The organism is Bacillus cereus group sp. N12 (genome assembly GCF_016483575.1).
Classification (GTDB): Bacteria; Bacillota; Bacilli; order Bacillales; family Bacillaceae_G; genus Bacillus_A; species Bacillus_A toyonensis.
Genome location: NZ_JAEHBO010000051.1, coordinates 1 through 19,904, shown reverse-complemented (window position 1 = coordinate 19,904; position 19,904 = coordinate 1). Strand labels below are relative to the sequence as shown.

Here is a 19,904-nt window from a genome sequence, read left to right as displayed (position 1 = left end):
TATGTTTCAAAAAACACGCATTCGTCTGACTATAGTGAACTCATTAGTATTTATCCTATTAATAGGAGTATTAGGTAGTATTGTTTATTCGTACACATATAAGCGTATTTATAATGAAGTGGATCAATCTATAAAAATGATGGCTCAGTATGGAGAAAAACTAGATGTTAAAATACCACCAAGAAAACGCATGGAGAATATCCAAATTGGAGATCCGCGGGTAACTAGAATAACTTGGAATGGGAAAATAGTGAAAATAGAAGGCGATAATCGTAAATTCCGTTCTATTTTTGAAGAGAATTTGGAAAAGTTTTCTCCAAAAAAGTTAGAGGATTTGCAAGATATTGAAGTGCAAGGACGATATTTTAGAGCATTTTCGCTTCAAAAAGATGGAGAAATAGTTCAAATCGTGCGAGATATAACAGCGGAAGAAGGAATGTTAAATACTTTATTTTTAATTCTCGTGATAGGTTGTAGTATAGGAAGTCTCTGTGCAATAGGTATCGGCTTTTTCCTAGCTGGCAGAGCACTCATACCGATTCAAAATTCATGGGAGAAACAGCAGCAGTTCGTTTCCGATGCATCGCATGAATTAAGAACGCCACTTGCAGTTATTCAATCAAAAACGGATGTGTTATTTCAGTCACCATCCGCTACGATAGAAGAAAAAGTGATGGACATTTCTACAATATCTAAGGAATGCAGGCGGTTATCGAAACTAGTTAGCAACTTATTGTTGTTAGCACGTTCGGATTCTAATCAAATTGAGATGGATAAAAAAACATTTGAAATGGGTAAATTGTTAGAAGAAATAGTAGATCCATATAAAGAAATTGCTTCTTATCAAGAAAAAGAGATGATATTAAAAGTAGAACGTAACATGTCTTTTATGGGTGATAGAGAGCGGATTCATCAAATGATGGTCATATTGTTAGATAATGCGATGAAATATACGAATGAAGGCGGTCATATTCGAATTGATTGCACGCAAACGAGCAGCTCGATTTGTATACAGGTGAAAGATGATGGGATAGGCGTGAAAGTAGAGGATATCCCAAAATTATTTGATCGTTTTTATCAAGGGGATAAAGCAAGGAGTACATCAGAGGGAGCAGGATTAGGTCTTTCAATCGCCAAGTGGATTGTAGAAAAGCATTACGGAAAAATATTAGTAGAGAGCAGATGGGGAGAGGGTACTTGTTTTGAAGTAGTTCTCCCTAAAAATCAAAAAATATAAGTAAGAAGACGATCTTGTTTTTACAAGGTCGTCTTTTTTTTAAGGGAAAGTTAAGAAACTATTTATATTATGTATTGCATAAAGAAAAATCGTTACATGAAGAAGAGATTATAGAGGTGTATGTGAGTAAATTTTCTCGATCATAATGTTATCTTAGGCAGTGATGAGATGTATGTATAGTATTTAAAAAATGATCCCGCTATTTTCTGGACAGTAAAACTCGACTGGAGTCGGGCTGTCCGGAAATACTCGATTGGTGAAGGCTAATACTCAGTGGAGGATGAAGCTCCCCACTGAGTATAGTTTCACTTTATGGGAATGATGGGAAAGAAAGTATAAGAGGGAGGAATTAATTTTGAAAAAGAAAATGATGGTGGTATTCACTATTGGAGTAATGAGTTTAAGTATATTAGGCGGTGCCTCTCCTTCTGAAACATCAAAAGGAAAGACAGACTATGCGCAGCGCAGTAAAGAGCAATTAAACAATGGAAAGATACATGTAATAAATACAGAAGAAAAAGCAGAGAAATTAGGTATTGAAACGGAAGGAAAAGAACAAATTACGCTAGAAAAAGAAATTCATGAAACAGAAGTAGGCAGAGAAGCAGAACAGTTAGGAATTTCGATTGAAGGAAAAGATGTTGGAATTCTTTCAGAAGAAATCTATGAAACAAAAGTGAAGCAAGAAGCGTTAAACTTAGGGATATCTGTAGAGAACAAATCGATTGTGGATTTAATAAGCCAAATCAATGCAATCAAAATTAATAAGGAAGCAGAGAAATTAGGCGTTTCGACTGAAGGAAAAGAAATAGAAGAGGTTGCGGAAGAAATTTATGGAACGAAAGTAAGAGAAGAAGCAGGAAAGTTAGATATTTCTCAAAAAGGAAAAGAGATAGAAGAGTTAGCGCAAGAAGTGTACGAACAAAAAATACAGGCAGAAGCAAAAAAATATCATATTGATTTGTATGGTAAAGATATATATCAAGTATTAAGAGAAATTAATGAACAAAAAGTGCTACAATTGGCAGATGAGCTTAATATGGACAAAATGAATATGAACATTCAAGAATTAGCAGAAAAAATAAAAAGAGATCAGCCTGAAAAAGGAAAAGAACTAAATTTTGTACCGATGGTTCGAACGGATGCTGACGCGTTTTATTCTTATTTAACGAATTAAAAAGGGCGTGAGAGTGATACGAAAATTGAAGTGGTATATATGCATAGCTTTACTTGGCGTAGCAGTATGGAGCGTATATACAAATGGAATCACAAAGTATATGGAGAAATTAACATCCTTCATACAAAGCGGAAAAAGAACGGAGTTTAGTAATAAGGATGAAAAGATCCTCTTATCAAATGTGTCTTTAATTCAGCAGTTACCAGAGCTGGATAGAGGGTGTGAAGTGACAAGTTTAGCAATGATGTTACAATACGCAGGCGTTTCAGTAGATAAGATGAAATTAGCAAATGAAATAAAAAAAGTTGATTTTATGGTTGATGGTGTACGCGGAAATCCGAATGAAGGGTTTGTAGGAAATATTTATACCTTTTCTGAATCCGGTTATGGTGTATATCATGGGCCACTTTTTCAGTTAGCGAAAAAATATTTATCTAATAAAGCTGTGGATTTAACAGGAAAGAGTATAGAAGAAATGTATAAGAGTGTAAAAGCAGGGCAACCGGTAGTCATGATTACAAATGCAACATATGCTCCTTTAGATGAAGATGAATTTACTACATGGAAAACAAATAGTGGGAATGTTTCTATTACATATAATGAACATTGTGTTGTACTTATTGGGTACGATAAGGAATCTGTATATATTCGAGACCCGCTTGATGATAGCTTAGATGTGAAAGTACCAAGAGAAAACTTTGAACAGGCATGGGTGCAAATGGGGAGTCAGGCAATTAGTTATGTAAAGAGCTCTAAATAAATTAGGAAGGAGAGTTTTAACAATATAGCTATAAGGTGAAGGATAGAGATTTAAAGAATTATAAGAAAAGTTTTGTAGGATGTTGTGTTTAGAATAGAAGCTGTTAAGAAATAAGAGAACTTTAGCATATATAATGCTAAAGTTCTCTTATTTTTATGATTAAAATGCTTAGAAGTAGTGAATATGTAAAAATGCATAATTGAAGAAAAAAAATACATGTTATCATTATATATTGTTTTATGTATGTTAATTGTATAAAATTACACAAGTATTCACATTACATAAAGGAGGCTTATTATGCAAAATATATTTAACTGGGTTAAATGTATGAGTATCAAGAAAAAATTAATCATTTCATTTTTTATTATTTTAACTATACCAGGACTTATTATCGGTGGTGTTTCATATCAAACTGCCAAAACAAATTTTGAACATCAAATGACAGATAAAGCAAAGGAGAATATTTCAGTTTTAAATACTGTTATTTCTCAAAATATAGAAGAGAAATTTGTTGATGCGACGTACTTTGCAGACATCTTAACAGAGGATACATATCCAAATGGACAAGAAGAAATAGTAAGAACGAAGTTAGCACAATATATAAAGCTTCATCCAGAAGTAGAAGGTATTTATATTGGAGCGCAGACGGGGAAGTTTATAAGAGAACCATTTATTCAAATGTCTGATGGCTATAATCCAACAGATAGATCATGGTATAAAGAAGCGCATGAAAATAAAGGAAAGGTAATTGTTACTGCACCGTATCAATCGGCATCTACAAAAAATATGGTAGTAACAATTGCTAAAGAAGTAAAAGATGGTAAAGGTGTTATAGGTATTAACTTGAATTTGGATAACATCCTAAAGATTTCAAAAATGATTAATATTGGTGAAAAAGGCTATGCAGTTATTTTAGATCAAAATAAGCAAATTGTTAGTCATCCGTCTAGAAAGCCTGGTTCAAAGGTTACTGATCCTTGGATTAAACCAATTTATGAAGACAAACAAGGAAATGTATCTTATACAGAACAAGATGATAAAAAGAATTTAATCTTTGCAACAAATGAGAAAACAGGATGGAAAATAGTTGGAGTTATGTTTGACGAAGAAATTATGCAAGCTGCCAGTCCAGTGTTTTATAAAACTTTGATTGTCATAGCTATCGCTATTGCATTTGGTAGTGTATTAATTTATTTCATTACAAATTCTATTACAAGGCCATTACGAAAAATAGCTGAATCTGCACATAAAATTAGTAAGGGAGATTTAACAGAGAAAATTACAATCCATTCCAAGGATGATATAGGGAAATTAGGGAATTCATTTAATGAAATGTCTACGTCTTTACAAGATGTGATTACCCAAATTAGCTTTTCAGCAGAACATGTTGCAGCATCGGCAGAAGAGTTAACGGCGAGCGTACAGCAAGCGAATGATGCGACAGATCAAATTACAATTGCAATGGAACAAGTATCAGGTGGGGCTGAATCACAAAGCCAAGGTGTTGAAGAAGGCGCGGCTACATTACAACAAGTAAATATAGCAATTCAAGATGTAACTGGAAGCGCAGAGTCAATTTCTATTTCCTCATTACATGCGCGAGAAAGAGCTGAAGAGGGAGAAGATTTAGTTGAACAAACCGCAAAACAAATGCAGTCTATTTCTAGGTCGGTATCCCAGTCAGATGCTATTATTAAACTTCTTGATGAAAAATCAAAGCAGGTAGGAGCTATTTCTGAAGCAATTCAAAACATTGCTACTCAAACGAACTTATTAGCTTTAAATGCGGCTATTGAGGCAGCAAGGGCAGGTGAACAGGGACGAGGATTTGCTATTGTAGCCGATGAAGTTAGAAAATTAGCAGAGCAATCAGGAGAATCATCTGGAGAGATTGCAAATTTAATTGCAGAAATTAAGGCTGATATTGAACATACTGTTAAGGCAATGGATAATGTGAGTGGGGAAGTTCAACAAGGCTTAGATGTTGTAACAAAAACGAAAGTAAGTTTTACAGAAATTTTAAGTTCTACTACTCATATTGTTTCTCAAGTTAATCAAATGGTAGAAACAACGAGGAGAATCGCTGGAGATGCAAATGAAGTGACAAATGCTATTGATGAAATTGCAGCGGCTGCAGAAGAAAATACAGCTAGTATGCAAAGTGTTGCAGCTTCAACAGAAGAACAAGTAAATTCGATGGAAGAAATTAGTTCAGCTTCGCAAAACTTAGCTGAGATGGCCGAAGAACTACAAGCAATGACTAGTAAATTTAAAGTATAATAACAGCAAATAAGTAAGGTGAAAATAATATCACCTTACTTATTTTTCTATTCAGCAATTAGGGGAGTCATTAGTGGGATGAAAAAAAGAAAAAAACTATGGAATTTATGGAAAACGATTACATTGCTAGTTTGTACAGTTGTAATTTTTTCTTTACTTGTTACAGATATATTAATTAGTCATAATGTAGAGCGGACAACGGAGGATAGCCAGGCAGAGAAAGCAAAAACGATTGCCCATATTGTGGCAAATGATTCGATTGTAATCGATGGTTTGATTGGAAAAGCAGATACTTCTGCAATTCAAACGTATACAAATAGAATATTAAAAAACACAGGTGTTCAATTTATTGTAGTTATGGACATGAATGGAATAAGAAAATCACATCCAAACCCTCAAAAAATAGGTCATCATTTTATTGGAGGAGATGAAGGGCCTGCATTGAAAGGAAAGGAACATGTATCGCTAGCAGAAGGAACGTTAGGTATTTCAATGCGAGTGTTTGTACCTATATTTTCTGAAACAGGTGAACAACTTGGAGCGGTAGCCGTTGGTATCTCGGCAGATAATGTAAAAGAGAGAGTTAAGGAAAGTAGACATATTATTTATATCGGTGTCGGAGTTGGAGTGCTAGTCGGGATTATAGGAGCAATATTGCTAGCTAGACATATAAAGAAAAGTTTATTCGGTCTTGAGCCGCACAGGATAGCGAAAATTCTTGAAGAAAGAAATACGATGTTACAATCTGTAAAGGAAGGCATTATTGCTGTAGATAAAGAGGCGAGAGTAACGTTAATTAATAATGAAGCGAAACGTCTATTTAAAAAAAGTGGACTTGAAGAAGATTTTATAGGTAAAGACGTTGAGCTATATATGCCGAATTCGCGTATAAAAGAAGTATTGCAAACGGGAGAGGTACAATTAAACGAAGAACAAAATATTTACGGAATTACGATTGTGACGAATCGTGTTCCTTTATATGTAAAAGGAGAAATAGTTGGCGCGATTGCAACATTTCGTGATAAAACAGAGATTAGAAAACTAGCAGAGGAACTAACTGGTATTAGGCTATATGCGGAAGCATTACGGGCACAATCTCATGAGTTTATGAATAAAATGCATGTCGTATTAGGGCTTACACATATGAAACAATATGAAGAATTACAAAAGTATATAAGTGGCATGGTATCAGAGCATCAATATGAAATTGGTGGAGTTATGAAAAGAATAAAAAGTCCAGTATTTGCTGGTTTTTTACTAGGTAAACTTAGCTATGCTAGGGAGAAAAATATTAAGTTAATTATAAGTGAAGATTCTTACTTGCCGGAAATATATGATGAAAGTATTACTCATGAACTTATTACGATTGTAGGGAATTTAATAGATAATGCATTAGAGGCAGTGATACATTGCAAAAAGAAACAAGTTGAAATTGGGGTGCGATATCAGGATACATTAACTATTACAGTGCAAGATACGGGGAAAGGTATAGAAGAAGACGAAGTGGATGCATTATTTACAAAAGGTTATTCCACAAAAGGGGATAATCGCGGTTATGGTTTGTATCTTGTAAAAGAAAGTATACAGCGAATAAATGGGGAGATTCACATTTCCTCCTTATTAGGAGAGGGAACAACGATAACAATTGAAATACCTAAAGGTAGGGATGAGAAGCAAATATGATTAAAGTTTTAATTGTAGAAGATGACCCGATGGTAGCAATGTTAAATACACATTATTTAGAGCAAGTAGGAGGATTCGAACTTGTTCAAGCAGTTAACTCAGTAAAATCGGCGATAGAAGTATTAGAGAAATCACGAATAGATTTAGTCTTACTTGATATTTTTATGCCTGAAGAGACTGGGTTTGAGCTTTTAATGTATATTCGGAATCAAGAAAAGGAAATCGATATTATGATGATTTCAGCTGTACATGATATGGGGAGTATTAAAAAAGCATTACAATATGGCGTAGTAGATTATTTAATTAAACCATTTACATTTGAACGATTTAAAGATGCATTAACTATATATCGAGAAAAACTTACTTTCATGAAAGAACAACAAAAAATTAGTCAATCGGAATTAGATTCGTTAATTTTACAAAAAGAAAAAAGAGAGCCTACTGTCAATAAAGAGCTCCCGAAAGGATTAACGAAGCAAACGTTGCAATTAATTTGGCAGAAGATCGAGTCACTGAATGGACGAGCGTTTACAACAGATGAAATGGCACAATTAGTAGGAATTTCAAGAGTTTCTATTCGAAAGTATGTAATATTTTTGACTGAAATTGGAGTGTTAGAAAACGAAATGGTGTATCAGCATGTGGGAAGACCTGTAAGTAAATTAAGATGTGTTGATCAAAATAAAATAGGTTTTTACGTATAAGCGACTTATTATAAGTCGCTTATACTTTTTTTAATTACAAAACCAATTACAAAACTTACAAAAACTATTTTTACTATTGAAAGCGTTTTAATATTGTTATTAAGAAAACAAGGGGGTGCCATATGGGAATTCAAAAGAATGTGGAAGCGGTATCATTTGCTGAAGGAAATGAATTGAAAAATGAATCTTTCGCTTCTAAAATTATGAACGTTAAAATCGGTGTTATACCTTTACCGTTATATGTAGTATTGGCTGCTATTATTTATGGGGCATCTGTATATAATAAATTGCCAGCAGACATGATTGGTGGTTTTGCAGTTATTATGATCATGGGTATTTTCTTAGGTGACATTGGGATGAGAATTCCAATTTTAAAAAATATCGGTGGTCCAGCAATTCTCTCATTATTTATTCCATCATTACTTGTATTTTTTAACTGGATGAATCCAGCTTCAATGGAAGCTGCGACTATGTTAATGAAAAAATCGAACTTTTTATATTTATATATTTCTTGTTTAGTAGTCGGAAGTATTTTAGGAATGAATCGTAAAGTGTTAGTGCAAGGTTTTGTTCGTATGTTTATTCCTTTAGTAGTAGGAACGTTAGCTTCTGTAGCAGTAGGATTATTGGTCGGTTCACTATTCGGGTTTGAAATGAAGCATACATTCTTCTTTATTATCGTACCAATTGTGAGCGGTGGTATTGGAGAAGGGATTTTACCATTGTCATTAGCATACAGTGACATTTTAAATGAATCATCAGCAACATTCGTATCACAGCTTATTCCGGCAGCTATTATTGGGAATATGTTTGCAATCGTGAGTGCAGGGTATATGAAGCGTTTAGGTGAGAAGAGACCTGAGCTTAGTGGTAATGGTGTATTAGTGAAAACAGACAATCAAGCAGAATTATTAAAAGAACAAAATACAGAGAAGCCAATTGATTTCTCATTAATGGGAGCAGGTTTATTAATTGCATGTACGTTCTTCATCTTCGGAGGGTTTGCTTCTAAGTTCATCGGTATTCCTGGGGCAATCATTATGATTTTCTCAGCAGCACTTGTGAAATACTTTAAACTAATGCCAGCAAAAATGGAGCAAGGAGCATTCCATTTATATAAATTTATTTCAAAGAATTTAACTTGGCCGTTAATGGTCGGATTAGGATTGCTATATATTCCGTTAAAAGACGTAGCGGCAGTTCTTTCAGTGGGATATGTTGTTGTTTGTGCATCGGTTGTTCTTACAATGGTAGCATCAGGTTTTCTTATAGGAAAAGTGATGAAAATGTATCCAGTTGAATCAGCAATTGTAACTGGATGTCATAGCGGTTTAGGCGGAACTGGAGATGTTGCTATTTTATCAGCTTCAAATCGTATGGAATTAATGCCTTTCGCACAAATTTCGACGCGTTTAGGCGGGGCAGCAATGGTTGTAACAGCGACAATCTTATTAACAATGTTTTCATGATCAAACAAGCTAGCTATATTCATATAGCTAGCTTGTCAAATTAAGGGGAGATTATAAGTATGTTAGAAAATCAAATTAATGAAAGATCATTGTTATTGCATAAAGAGTTGGTAGGGAAAATTGAGATTACAAGTAAGGTAGAAGTTAATACAGCAGATGATTTAAGCCTGACTTATACACCAGGTGTAGCGGAGTCTTGTAAAGCAATTGCAGCAGATGAAGAAACAGCGTATGACTATACAGCAAGAGGGAATATGGTTGCAGTTGTTTCAGATGGAACAGCAGTACTTGGTTTAGGGAATATTGGACCGAAAGCGGCTATGCCTGTTATGGAAGGGAAAAGTATTTTATTTAAAAAGTTTGCGAATGTAGATGCTTTCCCGTTATGTTTAGGGACGACGAATGTGGATGAAATCGTTACCCTTGTGAAAAATTTAGAACCTACATTTGCAGGTATTAATTTAGAAGATATTGCAGCACCACGTTGCTTTGAAATTGAAAAACGATTAAAAGAAGAAACGAATATCCCTGTATTCCATGATGATCAACATGGAACAGCTATTGTCGTCTTAGCAGCTGTTATTAATGCATTAAAAGTTGTAAGTAAACAAATGGATAATGTGAAAATTGTTATTAACGGTGCGGGTTCGGCAGGAATTGCAATTGGAAAATTATTATTAAAAGCTGGTGCAAAACACATTACGTTAGTTAGCTTAGAAGGTATTGTTTGTGAAGGTGAAACATGGATGAACGAAGCGCAAATTGAAGTTTCAAAGAAGACAAATCGAGAATATGTGCGTGGAACATTAAAAGAAGCGATTCATCAGGCTGATATCTTTATTGGCGTATCTGCGCCTAACGTATTAACGAAAGAACTTGTAAAGACGATGAATGAGAAAGCGATTGTGTTTGCAATGGCAAATCCAATTCCAGAAATATTCCCAGAAGATGCATTAGAAGCTGGAGCTGCTGTAGTTGGAACTGGTCGTTCTGATTATTCAAATCAAGTAAATAATGTATTAGCGTTCCCTGGTATATTCCGTGGTGCTTTAGATGTACGCGCGACTGATATTACAGAAGAGATGAAATTAGCGGCAGCATATGGGATCGCTAACATAATTACGGACGAAGAGCGTAGTGCGAACTATGTAATTCCAAATCCATTAGATAAAAGAGTTGTTCCGAATGTTGCAGAAGCAGTAGCGAAAGCAGCCATAGATTCAGGTGTGGCACAAATTACGAAAATGCCAAGTTATAAATAGTAAAAAGCAGTGCCTTCAAGGCACTGCTTTTTTGAGGTAAGAAATCAAAATAATGAAGAAGTGTAGAGTTATTCGTGCTCCCGCATTATTTATCCCGCCCAAAATTCAGTGGATGCAAGGAAGTAGATTAGTTTTGACAACTTACTCAACAGTGATTACAAATTGATCATAATATTTTTCATTCACATATATATTTAATACCCATAATCCGGATGAAGGTAGCGATATAGTGAGAGGGAGTTCGTTTGTAGTAGAATCGATTGTATTTGAAGTAGTCCAAGTTTGTTTGGAAGTTTCTTGTTGATAGAGTATTGGTGTTGGAGTTACAGATCCTTGTTTTAGCGCGATAATAGATAAATTTCCAGTTGGTATTTCAGGGTCTAGAAAGTACCACATAATTTCATTTTGTTCATTTGCGACAATAGGTGTATCAGCAATTGCAATTCTTCTTTCAATCCCCTTTAAAGGTATCTTTCCGTCTACGAAGGAGGGCGCTTCTTCCCAATTTACATCTTTTAAAACACTAAGATGAAAAAAGGAAGGGGCGTTAACCTGAGATGATGATATTACTATGGCTTCTTTTTTTAGTGCTTTTGAATCAGGTTGAGCCTGTGTGCATCCAGTGATGAGAAAGGAGAAAAGTAGCATAGTTCCGATTTTTTTCATGGTGCCACGCTCCTAATTATTATTGTTAGTGTAATTGTATTTGCTAGATAGCGGGACAATTCCTTTAAAGTATAAAAAGAGGTCGTAAGTTTTGTACGACCTCTTTTGACATTTTTTTATATTTGTTCAGTTGTGTAGGTTGGCTCGGTCTCTTTTTGAGGCATCGTCAAAAAAATAACAGACAGAACGATACATACGCCGCCTAATAATTGATATGATCCAAACGATTCATTTAGCCAAGTGATTGAAACGATGGCTGCTACAAGTGGTTCAATACTAGATAAAATACTTGTTTCTGTTGCTGCTAAATATTTAAGACTACCAATATAAAGAAGGAAAGAAAGGGTCCCACTAATAATGATAAGAATAAGCATAGAAAAAGTTTTTAGTGTAAGAGTTTGTGAAAATTGATTCCACCCAAATGAACGATTATAAATAAGCAGTGCAATTCCTCCGATTAACATCCCCCACCCAATTACTACAGTTGTTCCGCATTCTTTAATGAGAGAAGCTGGATGAAGGGTATAAAATGCAAATCCAATTGCCGTTAATAGTCCGAAAATAATGGCTGCTTTGGATAAAACAATATTTTCGATTGAGCCATTTGTAATAATAAAGTATGTTCCTGTTAGCGCAGTTATAATTGCAAGTAGTTGCATAGAAGTAGGGAATTTTCTTTGCTGAAATGCAACATACATTGTAATAAGAACAGGGCCTAGAAATTGAAAGAGTGTTGCTGTGACAGCATTACTAATATGAACTGTTTCGATAAAGGCATATTGCGCACCGAGCATGCCAAGAATAGAGAAAATAATAAGCTGTATAGAATGTCTAGGATGTTTCCAAATTTGAAATATGTTTTGTTTCTTTATTAGTAGGATAGACAAAATAAATACTCCTGCAAGCAACAAGCGAATTGTTAAAAAATCAATTGATGATACGTTCGTATGTTGAAATAGCCATTGAATCATCGGTCCAGATAATCCCCATAATGTGGCTCCTGTAATAATCATAATGAGTCCAATACGTCTACTTTTGTTCATGATCATGCATCTCCTCTTTAGTATTTGATTTTTTATGTGTGACATGATAAAAGGAATTATATATAAAATCTGGTACTGTAAGAAGTATCAGGTTTTAGTTTTATTAAGGGGTCAGATATTATGTTAGAATTAACGCCTAATTTAAATATGAATGGTAAGAAGGCATTGTATGTGCAGTTGTACGAGTATATAAAAAAAGAAATTAAAAATGGAACGATTCTATCTTTTACGAAGTTACCGGCTAAGCGAAAGTTAGCAACACATTTACAAGTAAGTAAAAATACAGTAGAGGCAGCTTACGAGCAATTACTTGCAGAAGGTTATATTGAATCAATTTCGAGAAAAGGTTATTTTGTATGTAAGATTGAGCAAATGGTTCATGTAGAAGAAAACGAAGAGAGAATAGAAGAAGTACCCTTTCAGGAGAGGGATTATAAATTTGATTTCACACAAACAGGAGTCGATACAAATGCTTTTCCGTTCAATATGTATCGGAAAATTATAAATGACGTATGGCAGCCTCATAATAATGAGTTGCTCTTTCTTGGTCACCCACAAGGAGAATGGAGCTTAAGAGAAGAAATTGCGAACTATTTGTATGAATCTAGAGGTGTGCGTTGTGCAGCTAGTCAAATCGTATTAGGAGCGGGAACACAAATATTAGTGAAATTACTGTTTCAATTATTAAAGGGAAGTAATTATGCAGTTGAAAACCCAGGATATCATAGAAAAATGGTTGTTTTTGAACAGGGAGAAAAAAGAGTTCAAATGTTATCTTTGGATAGAGAGGGAATTTGTATTGTAGATTTAGAGAATAGCGATGCGAACGTTGTATTTGTTACTCCTTCTCATCAGTTTCCATGCGGAATGATTATGCCTATCACGAGAAGGATGCAGCTTTTACAATGGGCGAAGAAAGAAGAAGGTAGGTATATTATTGAAGATGATTACGATAGTGAATTTCGCTATTCGGGAAAACCTATACCGGCACTGCAAGGGTTAGATACAGACGGGAAAGTTATTTATATGGGGACGCTATCGAAAGCATTGTTGCCATCATTACGGATGAGCTATATGGTGTTACCAAAGAAATTGATTAAAAAGTATCAGCAACAATATTTATTTTATACACAAAGTGTTTCAAGAATGGATCAAGAAGTGATTAGAAGGTTTTTAAATGAAGGATATTGGGAAAAACATATTCATAAAATGCGTGTCGTCTATCGAAAGAAGAGAGATCGACTTGTTTTTGAACTAGAAAAGTACTTCTCAAATCGTGTTGAAGTGATAGGAGAAGATTCAGGATTGCACATTTTATTAAAGGTGCATAATGGAATGCGGGAAGAAGAATTAATTAAAGAAGCTGCGAAACATAGTATCAAAATATACCCTGTGTCTACGTACTATAAAGACGGTACTGCACCTGAAAATATAGTGCTACTTGGATTTGCGATTTTATCAGAAGAAGAAATTGCGAAAGCGATTCAATTATTAAATAAGGCATGGTTTATAAAAAAGTAAAAAAACATCCTCATATATGAGAGGATGTTTTTTATTATTTATTTTCATCTAGGAATAAGACCATATGCTCTTCATCCCAATATTGTCCGTTATATTTCAGTGAACGTTCTTGTACACCAAACGTTTTAAAGCCTAATGACTCATAAAGTTTCTTCGCACCATCGTTTCCGACAACAACATCAAGCATAACTTGTTCTACGTCTAAAGATTTAGCAAGCTCAAGACATTCTTTAATAAGTGCTTTTCCTGCTCCAAGTCCGCGTGCTTTTGGAGACACATATACGGAACCAATTTTTGCTTTATGTTCTTGTTTTACATATGGTTTCGTTTCCAGTGTAGCAACTCCGATTAATTTTCCGTTTTTAAATGCACCTAGTGTATAGTTTTCGTCTTGTGCTAATTTTTGTGCTTTATATTCAATAGCACACTCTTTATTAATAATATCTTCATAAGAAGAGCTGAAAGCTTCAGGGTTTTGCTTTAATCCTTCTACGCGAAGTTCTAAGTAAATTTCTGCTTCGTCTTTTGTTAATACATGGATATCCAATTATATCACCCTCCAGATCTTTGACAAATGTACCTTTATTTTATATTGAAATAAGAATAATTTCAAAAGCTTAGCTTATAAGGGCAGATTTTATGAACAAAATAACACCAGTAGTGTTTACTACTACTGGTGTTTTCACACGCATCTTATTCAAAAGGAATCTCGATTATAAAGTTTGTTCCCACTCCTAATTGGCTTGTTACTAGAATGGAACCGTTATGCAATTCTACAATTTCCTTTGCAACAGCCAGTCCGATACCTTTTCCTCCAGTAGCCCTCGTTCTGGATTTATCAACACGGTAAAAGCGATCGAAAATATGCGGGATATCTTCTTTTGGAATACCTTCACCTTCATCTTGTACACTTATTGTAAAATAATCTGCTTCCGTTAGTACACGTATTGTTATAGTAGTGTTTTCTGGTGAATGCTGATAAGCATTATGCAATAAATTTAACATAACTTGTTCCATGCGTCTTTCGTCTATGCAAACTTCTAAATCGTATTTACAATATACATGAAGTTGCATTTGTTTGTTCGTTAATGTTGTTTTTGTTTTTTCAACCATTCTTTCTAAAAATGGTTGAAGAAGCATCGTTTGTTTTTTAATAACAAATTGGTGTTGTTCTAATTGTACAAGCATAAATAAATCTTGTACGAGATCGGTTACACTATCCGTTTCGTCCTCAATGATTTGTAAATATTCTTCGCGTTCTTCTTTCGTTAAAGAGTCTCTCTTTGCTACCTTTGCATAACCTTTCATATAGGTTAATGGAGTTAATAATTCGTGAGCAACACTAGCGAGAAATTCATTTCGTTCTTTTTTCATATACGTAAGTTCACTCGATAAATCTTCAATCGTTTTTGCTAAACTTCCAAGTTCATCATTTCGTTTAATTCCTAATTGAATTGGCTTATTTAATTTTGAAATTTTTTCGGTCGCTCTTTTCATTTTTATAAGCGGCTCTGTAATAACTCGAGAAAAAACAAAGACAGAAATCGTTGTTAAAATAATTGTTAAAATACTGATGATAAGAAATTGGTCCATGAGTTTAATTAACATATTTTCTAAAAAAGATGTCTTTAATAACATATGTAAGTTACCTTGAAATCCAGTTATTTCAAGTGGGCTTACTGTTGAGATGAATTTCGATTTTTTCCAGTTTTTTTCTACGATCACCCCGTTTTGGGGGATATTTTTCGTTTTGCAAATAAGTTGTTTTTGCATTTCCTTTGTTACGGGTTCTGAGGTGGAAATGATTTTGCCGTTCTTGTCAGTTATAATGATAGTGGTATCGGTGTTAGCAATTAATTCTGAGCCAATTAATTCTTCAGCTGCATGCTCGATAGTGAACTCTTGATACCAAGGGCGTTTAGGTCGTTCGGTGTTTGGTTTTTGTTTAGAATATTCATTCCATTTTGCGCGGTTTACAATTTTGTCACGATACCGATTGCCTTTTTCTAATAGAGCACCTGTTTCTTCTGTAATCCGCATTTTTGAAATACTTTTGTAAAAGGATACGAAAGCAATTGTTTCAATACATAAAGCTAATATTAAAAAGTATGTCCCAATTTTAAGTGAAAGTTTACTCATTTTCCCACCATACCTTATTCATAATAAAGGGTCAGTGGTATGATATTTCCACTGACCTAAGTAATTATTCACTTTTCCATTTATATCCGACTTTATAAACGGTTTCTAAATAATCCTCGACTGGAAATCCTTTTTTACGTAATTTATCACGGATATTGCGAATATGCGAATCAATCGTTCTATATTCGATATCTGTTTCATAGCCCCAAATTTTTTCGATTAAATCATCTCGGCTGTAAGCACGGTTTGTATTTTGTAAAAACAGTCCAAGTAATGAAAATTCGATAGGAGTTAGTGAGATTTTTTCGTCATACACTGTGACAGTATGTTTCGTTTTATCCCACTCAATACCATTGAAGCTAACAAAGCCATCTTTCTTTGTCCGGCGTAATATAGCTTCAATTCGTGCGACTAATACATGCTCATCAAATGGTTTTGTGATATAGTCGTCTGCTCCCATAGTAAGGCCTTTAACCATATCGTAATTTTGATTACGAGCTGTTAGCATAATGATTGGAACGTTGGAAATTTGACGGATTTGATAGCAAGTATCCCATCCGTCCATATTTGGCATCATAACATCTAATAAAATAATATCGAATTTTTTTTGCTCGATTAATTCCAGCGCTTCAAGGCCAGATTTAGCTTTCATACAAAAATAGCCGCGAGGGCTTAAGAAAAGATCTAGCAATCGTAACATACGTTCTTCATCGTCTACTAATAAAATTTTTACCATAATCTTGTGCACCCCAAACTATTCATTCTACTTGTATAGTTTACATGAAAATAATAAAAAACTCTTTTTATGTGATTGAATGGATGGCTGATTTTTTCGCTCAGGGCAATTGACATAAAAAATGCACTAGTTTTGCACAACTATTATTTATAATAGAAAACGTAGCGACACAAATACCCTATGTTGCGACATAACGTCATGTCATTTTATTTATAAAATGACAATTCCATTCTATTGTGTATGTGAGATAGAGAGGGTTTTCGTATTCACCTCGCATCGGATAAGAAAAATTTCCTATCTCACACTTTTTTTAAAAGGAGATAATACACATGAATCCAAAAGAAGAAGTTTCAAAAAAAGAAAAGCAAGATCGTAATACGGTTGTAATGTGTGTTGCCGTATCTATGATTATTATTATAAGTTGCGTAAATAAAATTTTGGGAATTTTATAATATAAAAAAGCTGATTACTTGTTAACAAGCAATCAGCTTTTTTTATTTTATCCGATTGGTGTGGAGTAATAACTAGTGGGGGAATGACCTCTTGGATTAAAGTTCTACTTTATCAAGAGGCATATTTTTATATAATAAACCAAGGTAAAATTGCTAATCCAGAAGTTACCATTGCTGTAGCACATATTAAAAAGATAGCTCGTTTTTTTTGTTTCATGTCACATTCTCCTCTACGTATCAATTGAATGCTGTTCGTTCATTTTATATTTTTAGTATAGTGAATGGAAAGGATTGGTACGATCGATAAAGGTGACATGAAGATTACATTGTTGTAATGAAAAAAGCATCTTTCTTAATAAGAAGATGCTTTTAGAAAACTATCCCGCTATTTGTGGATTAATAATCAGTGGGGATAGACACCCCCCACACCAATTAAAGTTTCATTTTATATTGAAGTATTAATCATTTAAGAATAAAACCATATGTTCTTCGTCCCAATATTGACCGTTGTGCTTTAATGAACGTTCTTGCACGCCGTAAGTTTGGAAACCTAATGACTCATATAGTTTTTTTGCGGCATCGTTACCAGCTACAACATCGAGCATAAGTTGTTCTACATGTAATTTATCGGCATTTTCAATAATGGCTTTAATTAGAGCTCGTCCTGCCCCAAGGCCACGTGCTTTTGGGGAAACAAAAACGGAGCCGATTTTTGCTTTATGTTCTTGTTTAATGAATGGTTTTGTTTCTAAAGTAGCAATACCAATCAAATCGTTATCGTTGAAGACACCTAGAGTATACTTATCCGGATTGCTTAATCTTTTTGCCATAGCAGCTACAGGATTTTCATGTTTAAGAACATCTTCATAAGAAGAGCTAAAAGCTTCCGGGTTCTTCGTTAAACCTTCCATACAAACTTTTAAATATATTTCTGCGTCCTCTGTTGTTAATAAGCGAATTTCCATAGTTGTAACCTCCTTGGTGGATTTCAAATAAATCCATTACTTTTATAAGATTGAGTATGCGTTTTTTAGCAGTCTCTTTTAATTTGTAAAAGAATGAAAAGATATATGCTACAATGTTTTGATTTAATTGTGTAATGAAATTATATATTAACTTTATTAACTATTCAAGTCTTTAATATATTACATTTTTATAACTAAAATAACTCCTCGATCGAGGAGTTATTTTTTAAACATTCAATTGATAGCCATCAATTCGTTTTGGATGTGTGTAAATATTACAAGAGTCATTTCTAATAAATCCTACGACTGTAATGCCTAAGTCATGAGCAAGTTGCAAGGCTAGTTTTGTTGGAGCGGATTTAGATAGAACAATTTCACAGCCGATTTTTGAAACTTTGAGTAAAATTTCAGATGAAATACGTCCGCTAAATGCGATAATTTTTCCTTTAACAGATATATCATTACGTAAACAATAGCCGTATATTTTATCTAATGCGTTATGTCTTCCGATATCCATTCTTGATATAAGGATATTGTTTCGATCACATAGCGCAGTATTGTGAACACCGCCGGTTTGGCGAAATGTAGTGGAAGATTGTTGTAAGGCATTCATTAAGTAAAAGCATTCTTCAGGAGTAATTTTTACATGTATATCATGTAAATCTTTTGCTTTTGCGGCGTCGTTTACGAAAATAAAGCCTTGTCTACCTTTTCCGCAGCAAGAAGTGATGTATCGTTTGTTATATAAAGTTTGATAGAGTGGATTCACTTTTGATGATTTTACATGGACAATTCCGTTCTCTTTTTGAACCCATATTTCTTCAACATCTTTATAGGAAGAAATAATTCCTTCAGAAATTAAAAAACCAACTACCATATCTTCAATGTAATTTGGTGTGCATACAACTGTTACGTATTCTTCACCATTTAATTTAATAGTAATAGGAGATTCTGTAACAATCTCATCAACTTGTTTTGAAAATGAGCCAGATTGATAGCGTACAATCGTATATGTCTCTTGCGTAAACTCCATATTAAATTCCCCTTTTATATGTATTTTTCTCCCACATTTATCATAAAACATTGAAAAAATAAAAACACCTATTAGCAGGGAAATCACAGATTATTTTGGTTATTATTGTATATGTACGATATAATAGAACTGTAGAATAGTGACATTTTCAAGCTTTCGTAGTTATACCTTATAACATCAGGAATCGACTTCATAAGAAAAGGATTTCAGCAGAGCGTTTCAAAAATATGTACAGTAACTCGTTTTTTGAAAACGGATTCATAAACGTGTTGTACAGTTGGTTGTAAGGAGTGGGGAAACTATGGCAGAACAGACAGTCCGTGTAACCGTTGATGGTAAAGAATTTGCTGCATCAGGTGAAAAGACGATACTACAATTATTTAACGAGAGTAACTTGGAACATCCTCAAATTTGTCATGTACCAGAAGTAGATCCAATTCAAACTTGTGATACATGTATTGTAGAAGTAGATGGGAAGTTAATGCGTGCTTGTTCAACGCAAATAGAGAACGGTATGCATATTGAAAGACAGTCGCAGCGCGCAAAAGAGGCGCAGACTGAGGCGATGGATCGAATATTAGAGAACCATTTATTGTATTGTACTGTTTGTGATAACAATAATGGTAACTGTAAAGTGCATAATACAGTGCATATGATGGAAATTGAAGAACAGAAATACCCGTATGAACCGAAAGTAAGTGCGTGTGAAGTGGACATGTCACATCCGTTTTACCGGTATGATCCAAATCAATGTATTGCTTGTGGACAGTGTGTAGA

At 34.2% G+C, this 19,904-nt stretch carries 18 protein-coding genes and 1 pseudogene; 12 read left to right on the top strand and 7 right to left on the bottom strand.

Features of this window, described 5'->3' with window-relative positions; genetic code table 11:
- The first annotated feature begins 1 nt into the window (after position 1).
- The 9 genes and pseudogenes from JDS92_RS20260 to JDS92_RS20225 all read left to right on the top strand — a co-directional run bounded on the left by JDS92_RS20260 (position 2) and on the right by JDS92_RS20225 (position 10,572).
- A complete protein-coding gene (locus JDS92_RS20260) occupies positions 2-1,237 on the top strand; it encodes a sensor histidine kinase (RefSeq protein ID WP_199632432.1) in 1,236 nt (411 codons plus the stop codon).
- A 355-nt stretch (positions 1,238-1,592) separates the two neighbouring features.
- A complete protein-coding gene (locus JDS92_RS20255; RefSeq protein WP_199632431.1) occupies positions 1,593-2,414 on the top strand; it encodes a transporter in 822 nt (273 codons plus the stop codon).
- Between the two features lie 13 nt (positions 2,415-2,427).
- Positions 2,428-3,174, top strand: a complete 747-nt coding sequence (locus tag JDS92_RS20250; protein WP_199632430.1) for a C39 family peptidase — start codon at positions 2,428-2,430, stop codon at positions 3,172-3,174.
- Between the two features lie 297 nt (positions 3,175-3,471).
- Positions 3,472-4,515 (top strand): annotated as a pseudogene (locus JDS92_RS31715) (HAMP domain-containing protein); the annotation flags it as partial.
- Positions 4,507-5,454 carry a methyl-accepting chemotaxis protein gene (locus JDS92_RS31710; RefSeq protein ID WP_472926310.1) on the top strand — a complete coding sequence of 316 codons (948 nt, stop codon included), beginning with the start codon at positions 4,507-4,509 and terminating at the stop codon, positions 5,452-5,454. The pseudogene JDS92_RS31715 and the gene JDS92_RS31710, both read left to right, overlap by 9 nt.
- Before the next feature lie 78 nt (positions 5,455-5,532).
- Positions 5,533-7,137: a sensor histidine kinase gene (locus JDS92_RS20240; protein ID WP_199632428.1), complete on the top strand. Its 1,605-nt coding sequence runs from the start codon at positions 5,533-5,535 to the stop codon at positions 7,135-7,137.
- Positions 7,134-7,841 carry a response regulator gene (locus tag JDS92_RS20235; protein ID WP_199632427.1) on the top strand — a complete coding sequence of 236 codons (708 nt, stop codon included), beginning with the start codon at positions 7,134-7,136 and terminating at the stop codon, positions 7,839-7,841. Before JDS92_RS20240 ends, JDS92_RS20235 begins: the two co-directional genes overlap by 4 nt.
- Positions 7,842-7,963: 122 nt before the next feature.
- Positions 7,964-9,310: a 2-hydroxycarboxylate transporter family protein gene (locus JDS92_RS20230; RefSeq protein ID WP_000512713.1), complete on the top strand. Its 1,347-nt coding sequence runs from the start codon at positions 7,964-7,966 to the stop codon at positions 9,308-9,310.
- 59 nt (positions 9,311-9,369) lie between these two features.
- Positions 9,370-10,572, top strand: coding sequence for an NAD(P)-dependent malic enzyme (locus JDS92_RS20225; protein ID WP_000892431.1), 1,203 nt, complete (start codon positions 9,370-9,372; stop codon positions 10,570-10,572).
- Positions 10,573-10,713: 141 nt separating this feature from the next.
- Here the strand turns inward: JDS92_RS20225 and JDS92_RS20220 are convergent, their stop codons facing one another.
- Positions 10,714-11,238: a DUF4871 domain-containing protein gene (locus JDS92_RS20220; protein WP_000719665.1), complete on the bottom strand. Its 525-nt coding sequence runs from the start codon at positions 11,236-11,238 to the stop codon at positions 10,714-10,716.
- A 116-nt stretch (positions 11,239-11,354) separates the two neighbouring features.
- Positions 11,355-12,281 (bottom strand): DMT family transporter, encoded by a 927-nt coding sequence (locus JDS92_RS20215; RefSeq protein WP_097957600.1) that lies wholly within the window; start codon positions 12,279-12,281, stop codon positions 11,355-11,357.
- Between the two features lie 120 nt (positions 12,282-12,401).
- Between JDS92_RS20215 and pdxR the strand changes: the two genes are divergently transcribed.
- Positions 12,402-13,802, top strand: coding sequence for a MocR-like pyridoxine biosynthesis transcription factor PdxR (gene pdxR, locus JDS92_RS20210; protein WP_199632426.1), 1,401 nt, complete (start codon positions 12,402-12,404; stop codon positions 13,800-13,802).
- Positions 13,803-13,836: 34 nt separating this feature from the next.
- Here pdxR and JDS92_RS20205 read toward each other — a convergent pair whose 3' ends face one another.
- The 3 genes from JDS92_RS20205 to JDS92_RS20195 form a co-directional block, all read right to left on the bottom strand.
- On the bottom strand, positions 13,837-14,349 hold the full coding sequence (locus JDS92_RS20205) for a GNAT family N-acetyltransferase (RefSeq protein ID WP_000351217.1): 513 nt from the start codon (positions 14,347-14,349) through the stop codon (positions 13,837-13,839).
- 146 nt (positions 14,350-14,495) lie between these two features.
- Positions 14,496-15,941 carry a HAMP domain-containing sensor histidine kinase gene (locus tag JDS92_RS20200; RefSeq protein WP_087969866.1) on the bottom strand — a complete coding sequence of 482 codons (1,446 nt, stop codon included), beginning with the start codon at positions 15,939-15,941 and terminating at the stop codon, positions 14,496-14,498.
- A gap of 64 nt (positions 15,942-16,005) precedes the next feature.
- Positions 16,006-16,677 carry a response regulator transcription factor gene (locus tag JDS92_RS20195; protein WP_000238941.1) on the bottom strand — a complete coding sequence of 224 codons (672 nt, stop codon included), beginning with the start codon at positions 16,675-16,677 and terminating at the stop codon, positions 16,006-16,008.
- A gap of 329 nt (positions 16,678-17,006) precedes the next feature.
- On the opposite strand from JDS92_RS20195, the gene JDS92_RS31265 reads away from it, so the two are divergent.
- Positions 17,007-17,129: a hypothetical protein gene (locus JDS92_RS31265; protein ID WP_001068395.1), complete on the top strand. Its 123-nt coding sequence runs from the start codon at positions 17,007-17,009 to the stop codon at positions 17,127-17,129.
- Positions 17,130-17,587: 458 nt separating this feature from the next.
- On the opposite strand, the gene JDS92_RS20190 is transcribed toward JDS92_RS31265, so the two are convergent.
- Together JDS92_RS20190 and fdhD are read right to left on the bottom strand one after the other, a co-directional pair.
- Entirely contained in the window at positions 17,588-18,094 is a 507-nt protein-coding gene (locus tag JDS92_RS20190; RefSeq protein WP_087949286.1) for a GNAT family N-acetyltransferase, read from the bottom strand.
- A gap of 226 nt (positions 18,095-18,320) precedes the next feature.
- The gene (fdhD, locus tag JDS92_RS20185) at positions 18,321-19,127 is read right to left on the bottom strand and encodes a formate dehydrogenase accessory sulfurtransferase FdhD (RefSeq protein ID WP_000397291.1); all 807 of its coding nucleotides are present in this window, start codon (positions 19,125-19,127) and stop codon (positions 18,321-18,323) included.
- A 301-nt stretch (positions 19,128-19,428) separates the two neighbouring features.
- On the opposite strand from fdhD, the gene JDS92_RS20180 reads away from it, so the two are divergent.
- The coding region (locus JDS92_RS20180; RefSeq protein WP_199632425.1) for a 2Fe-2S iron-sulfur cluster-binding protein at positions 19,429-19,904 on the top strand (476 nt) is incomplete at its 3' end.

Coding starts and splice junctions, on each gene's coding strand:
- JDS92_RS20200 (WP_087969866.1), bottom strand. CDS start 15,941: ATGAGTAAACTTTCACTTAAAATTGGGACATACTTTTTAATATTAGCT.
- JDS92_RS20260 (WP_199632432.1), top strand. CDS start 2: ATGTTTCAAAAAACACGCATTCGTCTGACTATAGTGAACTCATTAGTA.
- JDS92_RS20230 (WP_000512713.1), top strand. CDS start 7,964: ATGGGAATTCAAAAGAATGTGGAAGCGGTATCATTTGCTGAAGGAAAT.
- JDS92_RS20220 (WP_000719665.1), bottom strand. CDS start 11,238: ATGAAAAAAATCGGAACTATGCTACTTTTCTCCTTTCTCATCACTGGA.
- pdxR (WP_199632426.1), top strand. CDS start 12,402: ATGTTAGAATTAACGCCTAATTTAAATATGAATGGTAAGAAGGCATTG.
- JDS92_RS20225 (WP_000892431.1), top strand. CDS start 9,370: ATGTTAGAAAATCAAATTAATGAAAGATCATTGTTATTGCATAAAGAG.
- JDS92_RS20240 (WP_199632428.1), top strand. CDS start 5,533: ATGAAAAAAAGAAAAAAACTATGGAATTTATGGAAAACGATTACATTG.
- JDS92_RS20235 (WP_199632427.1), top strand. CDS start 7,134: ATGATTAAAGTTTTAATTGTAGAAGATGACCCGATGGTAGCAATGTTA.
- JDS92_RS31265 (WP_001068395.1), top strand. CDS start 17,007: ATGAATCCAAAAGAAGAAGTTTCAAAAAAAGAAAAGCAAGATCGTAAT.
- JDS92_RS20195 (WP_000238941.1), bottom strand. CDS start 16,677: ATGGTAAAAATTTTATTAGTAGACGATGAAGAACGTATGTTACGATTG.
- JDS92_RS20190 (WP_087949286.1), bottom strand. CDS start 18,094: ATGGAAATTCGCTTATTAACAACAGAGGACGCAGAAATATATTTAAAA.
- fdhD (WP_000397291.1), bottom strand. CDS start 19,127: ATGGAGTTTACGCAAGAGACATATACGATTGTACGCTATCAATCTGGC.
- JDS92_RS20215 (WP_097957600.1), bottom strand. CDS start 12,281: ATGAACAAAAGTAGACGTATTGGACTCATTATGATTATTACAGGAGCC.
- JDS92_RS31710 (WP_472926310.1), top strand. CDS start 4,507: ATGTCTACGTCTTTACAAGATGTGATTACCCAAATTAGCTTTTCAGCA.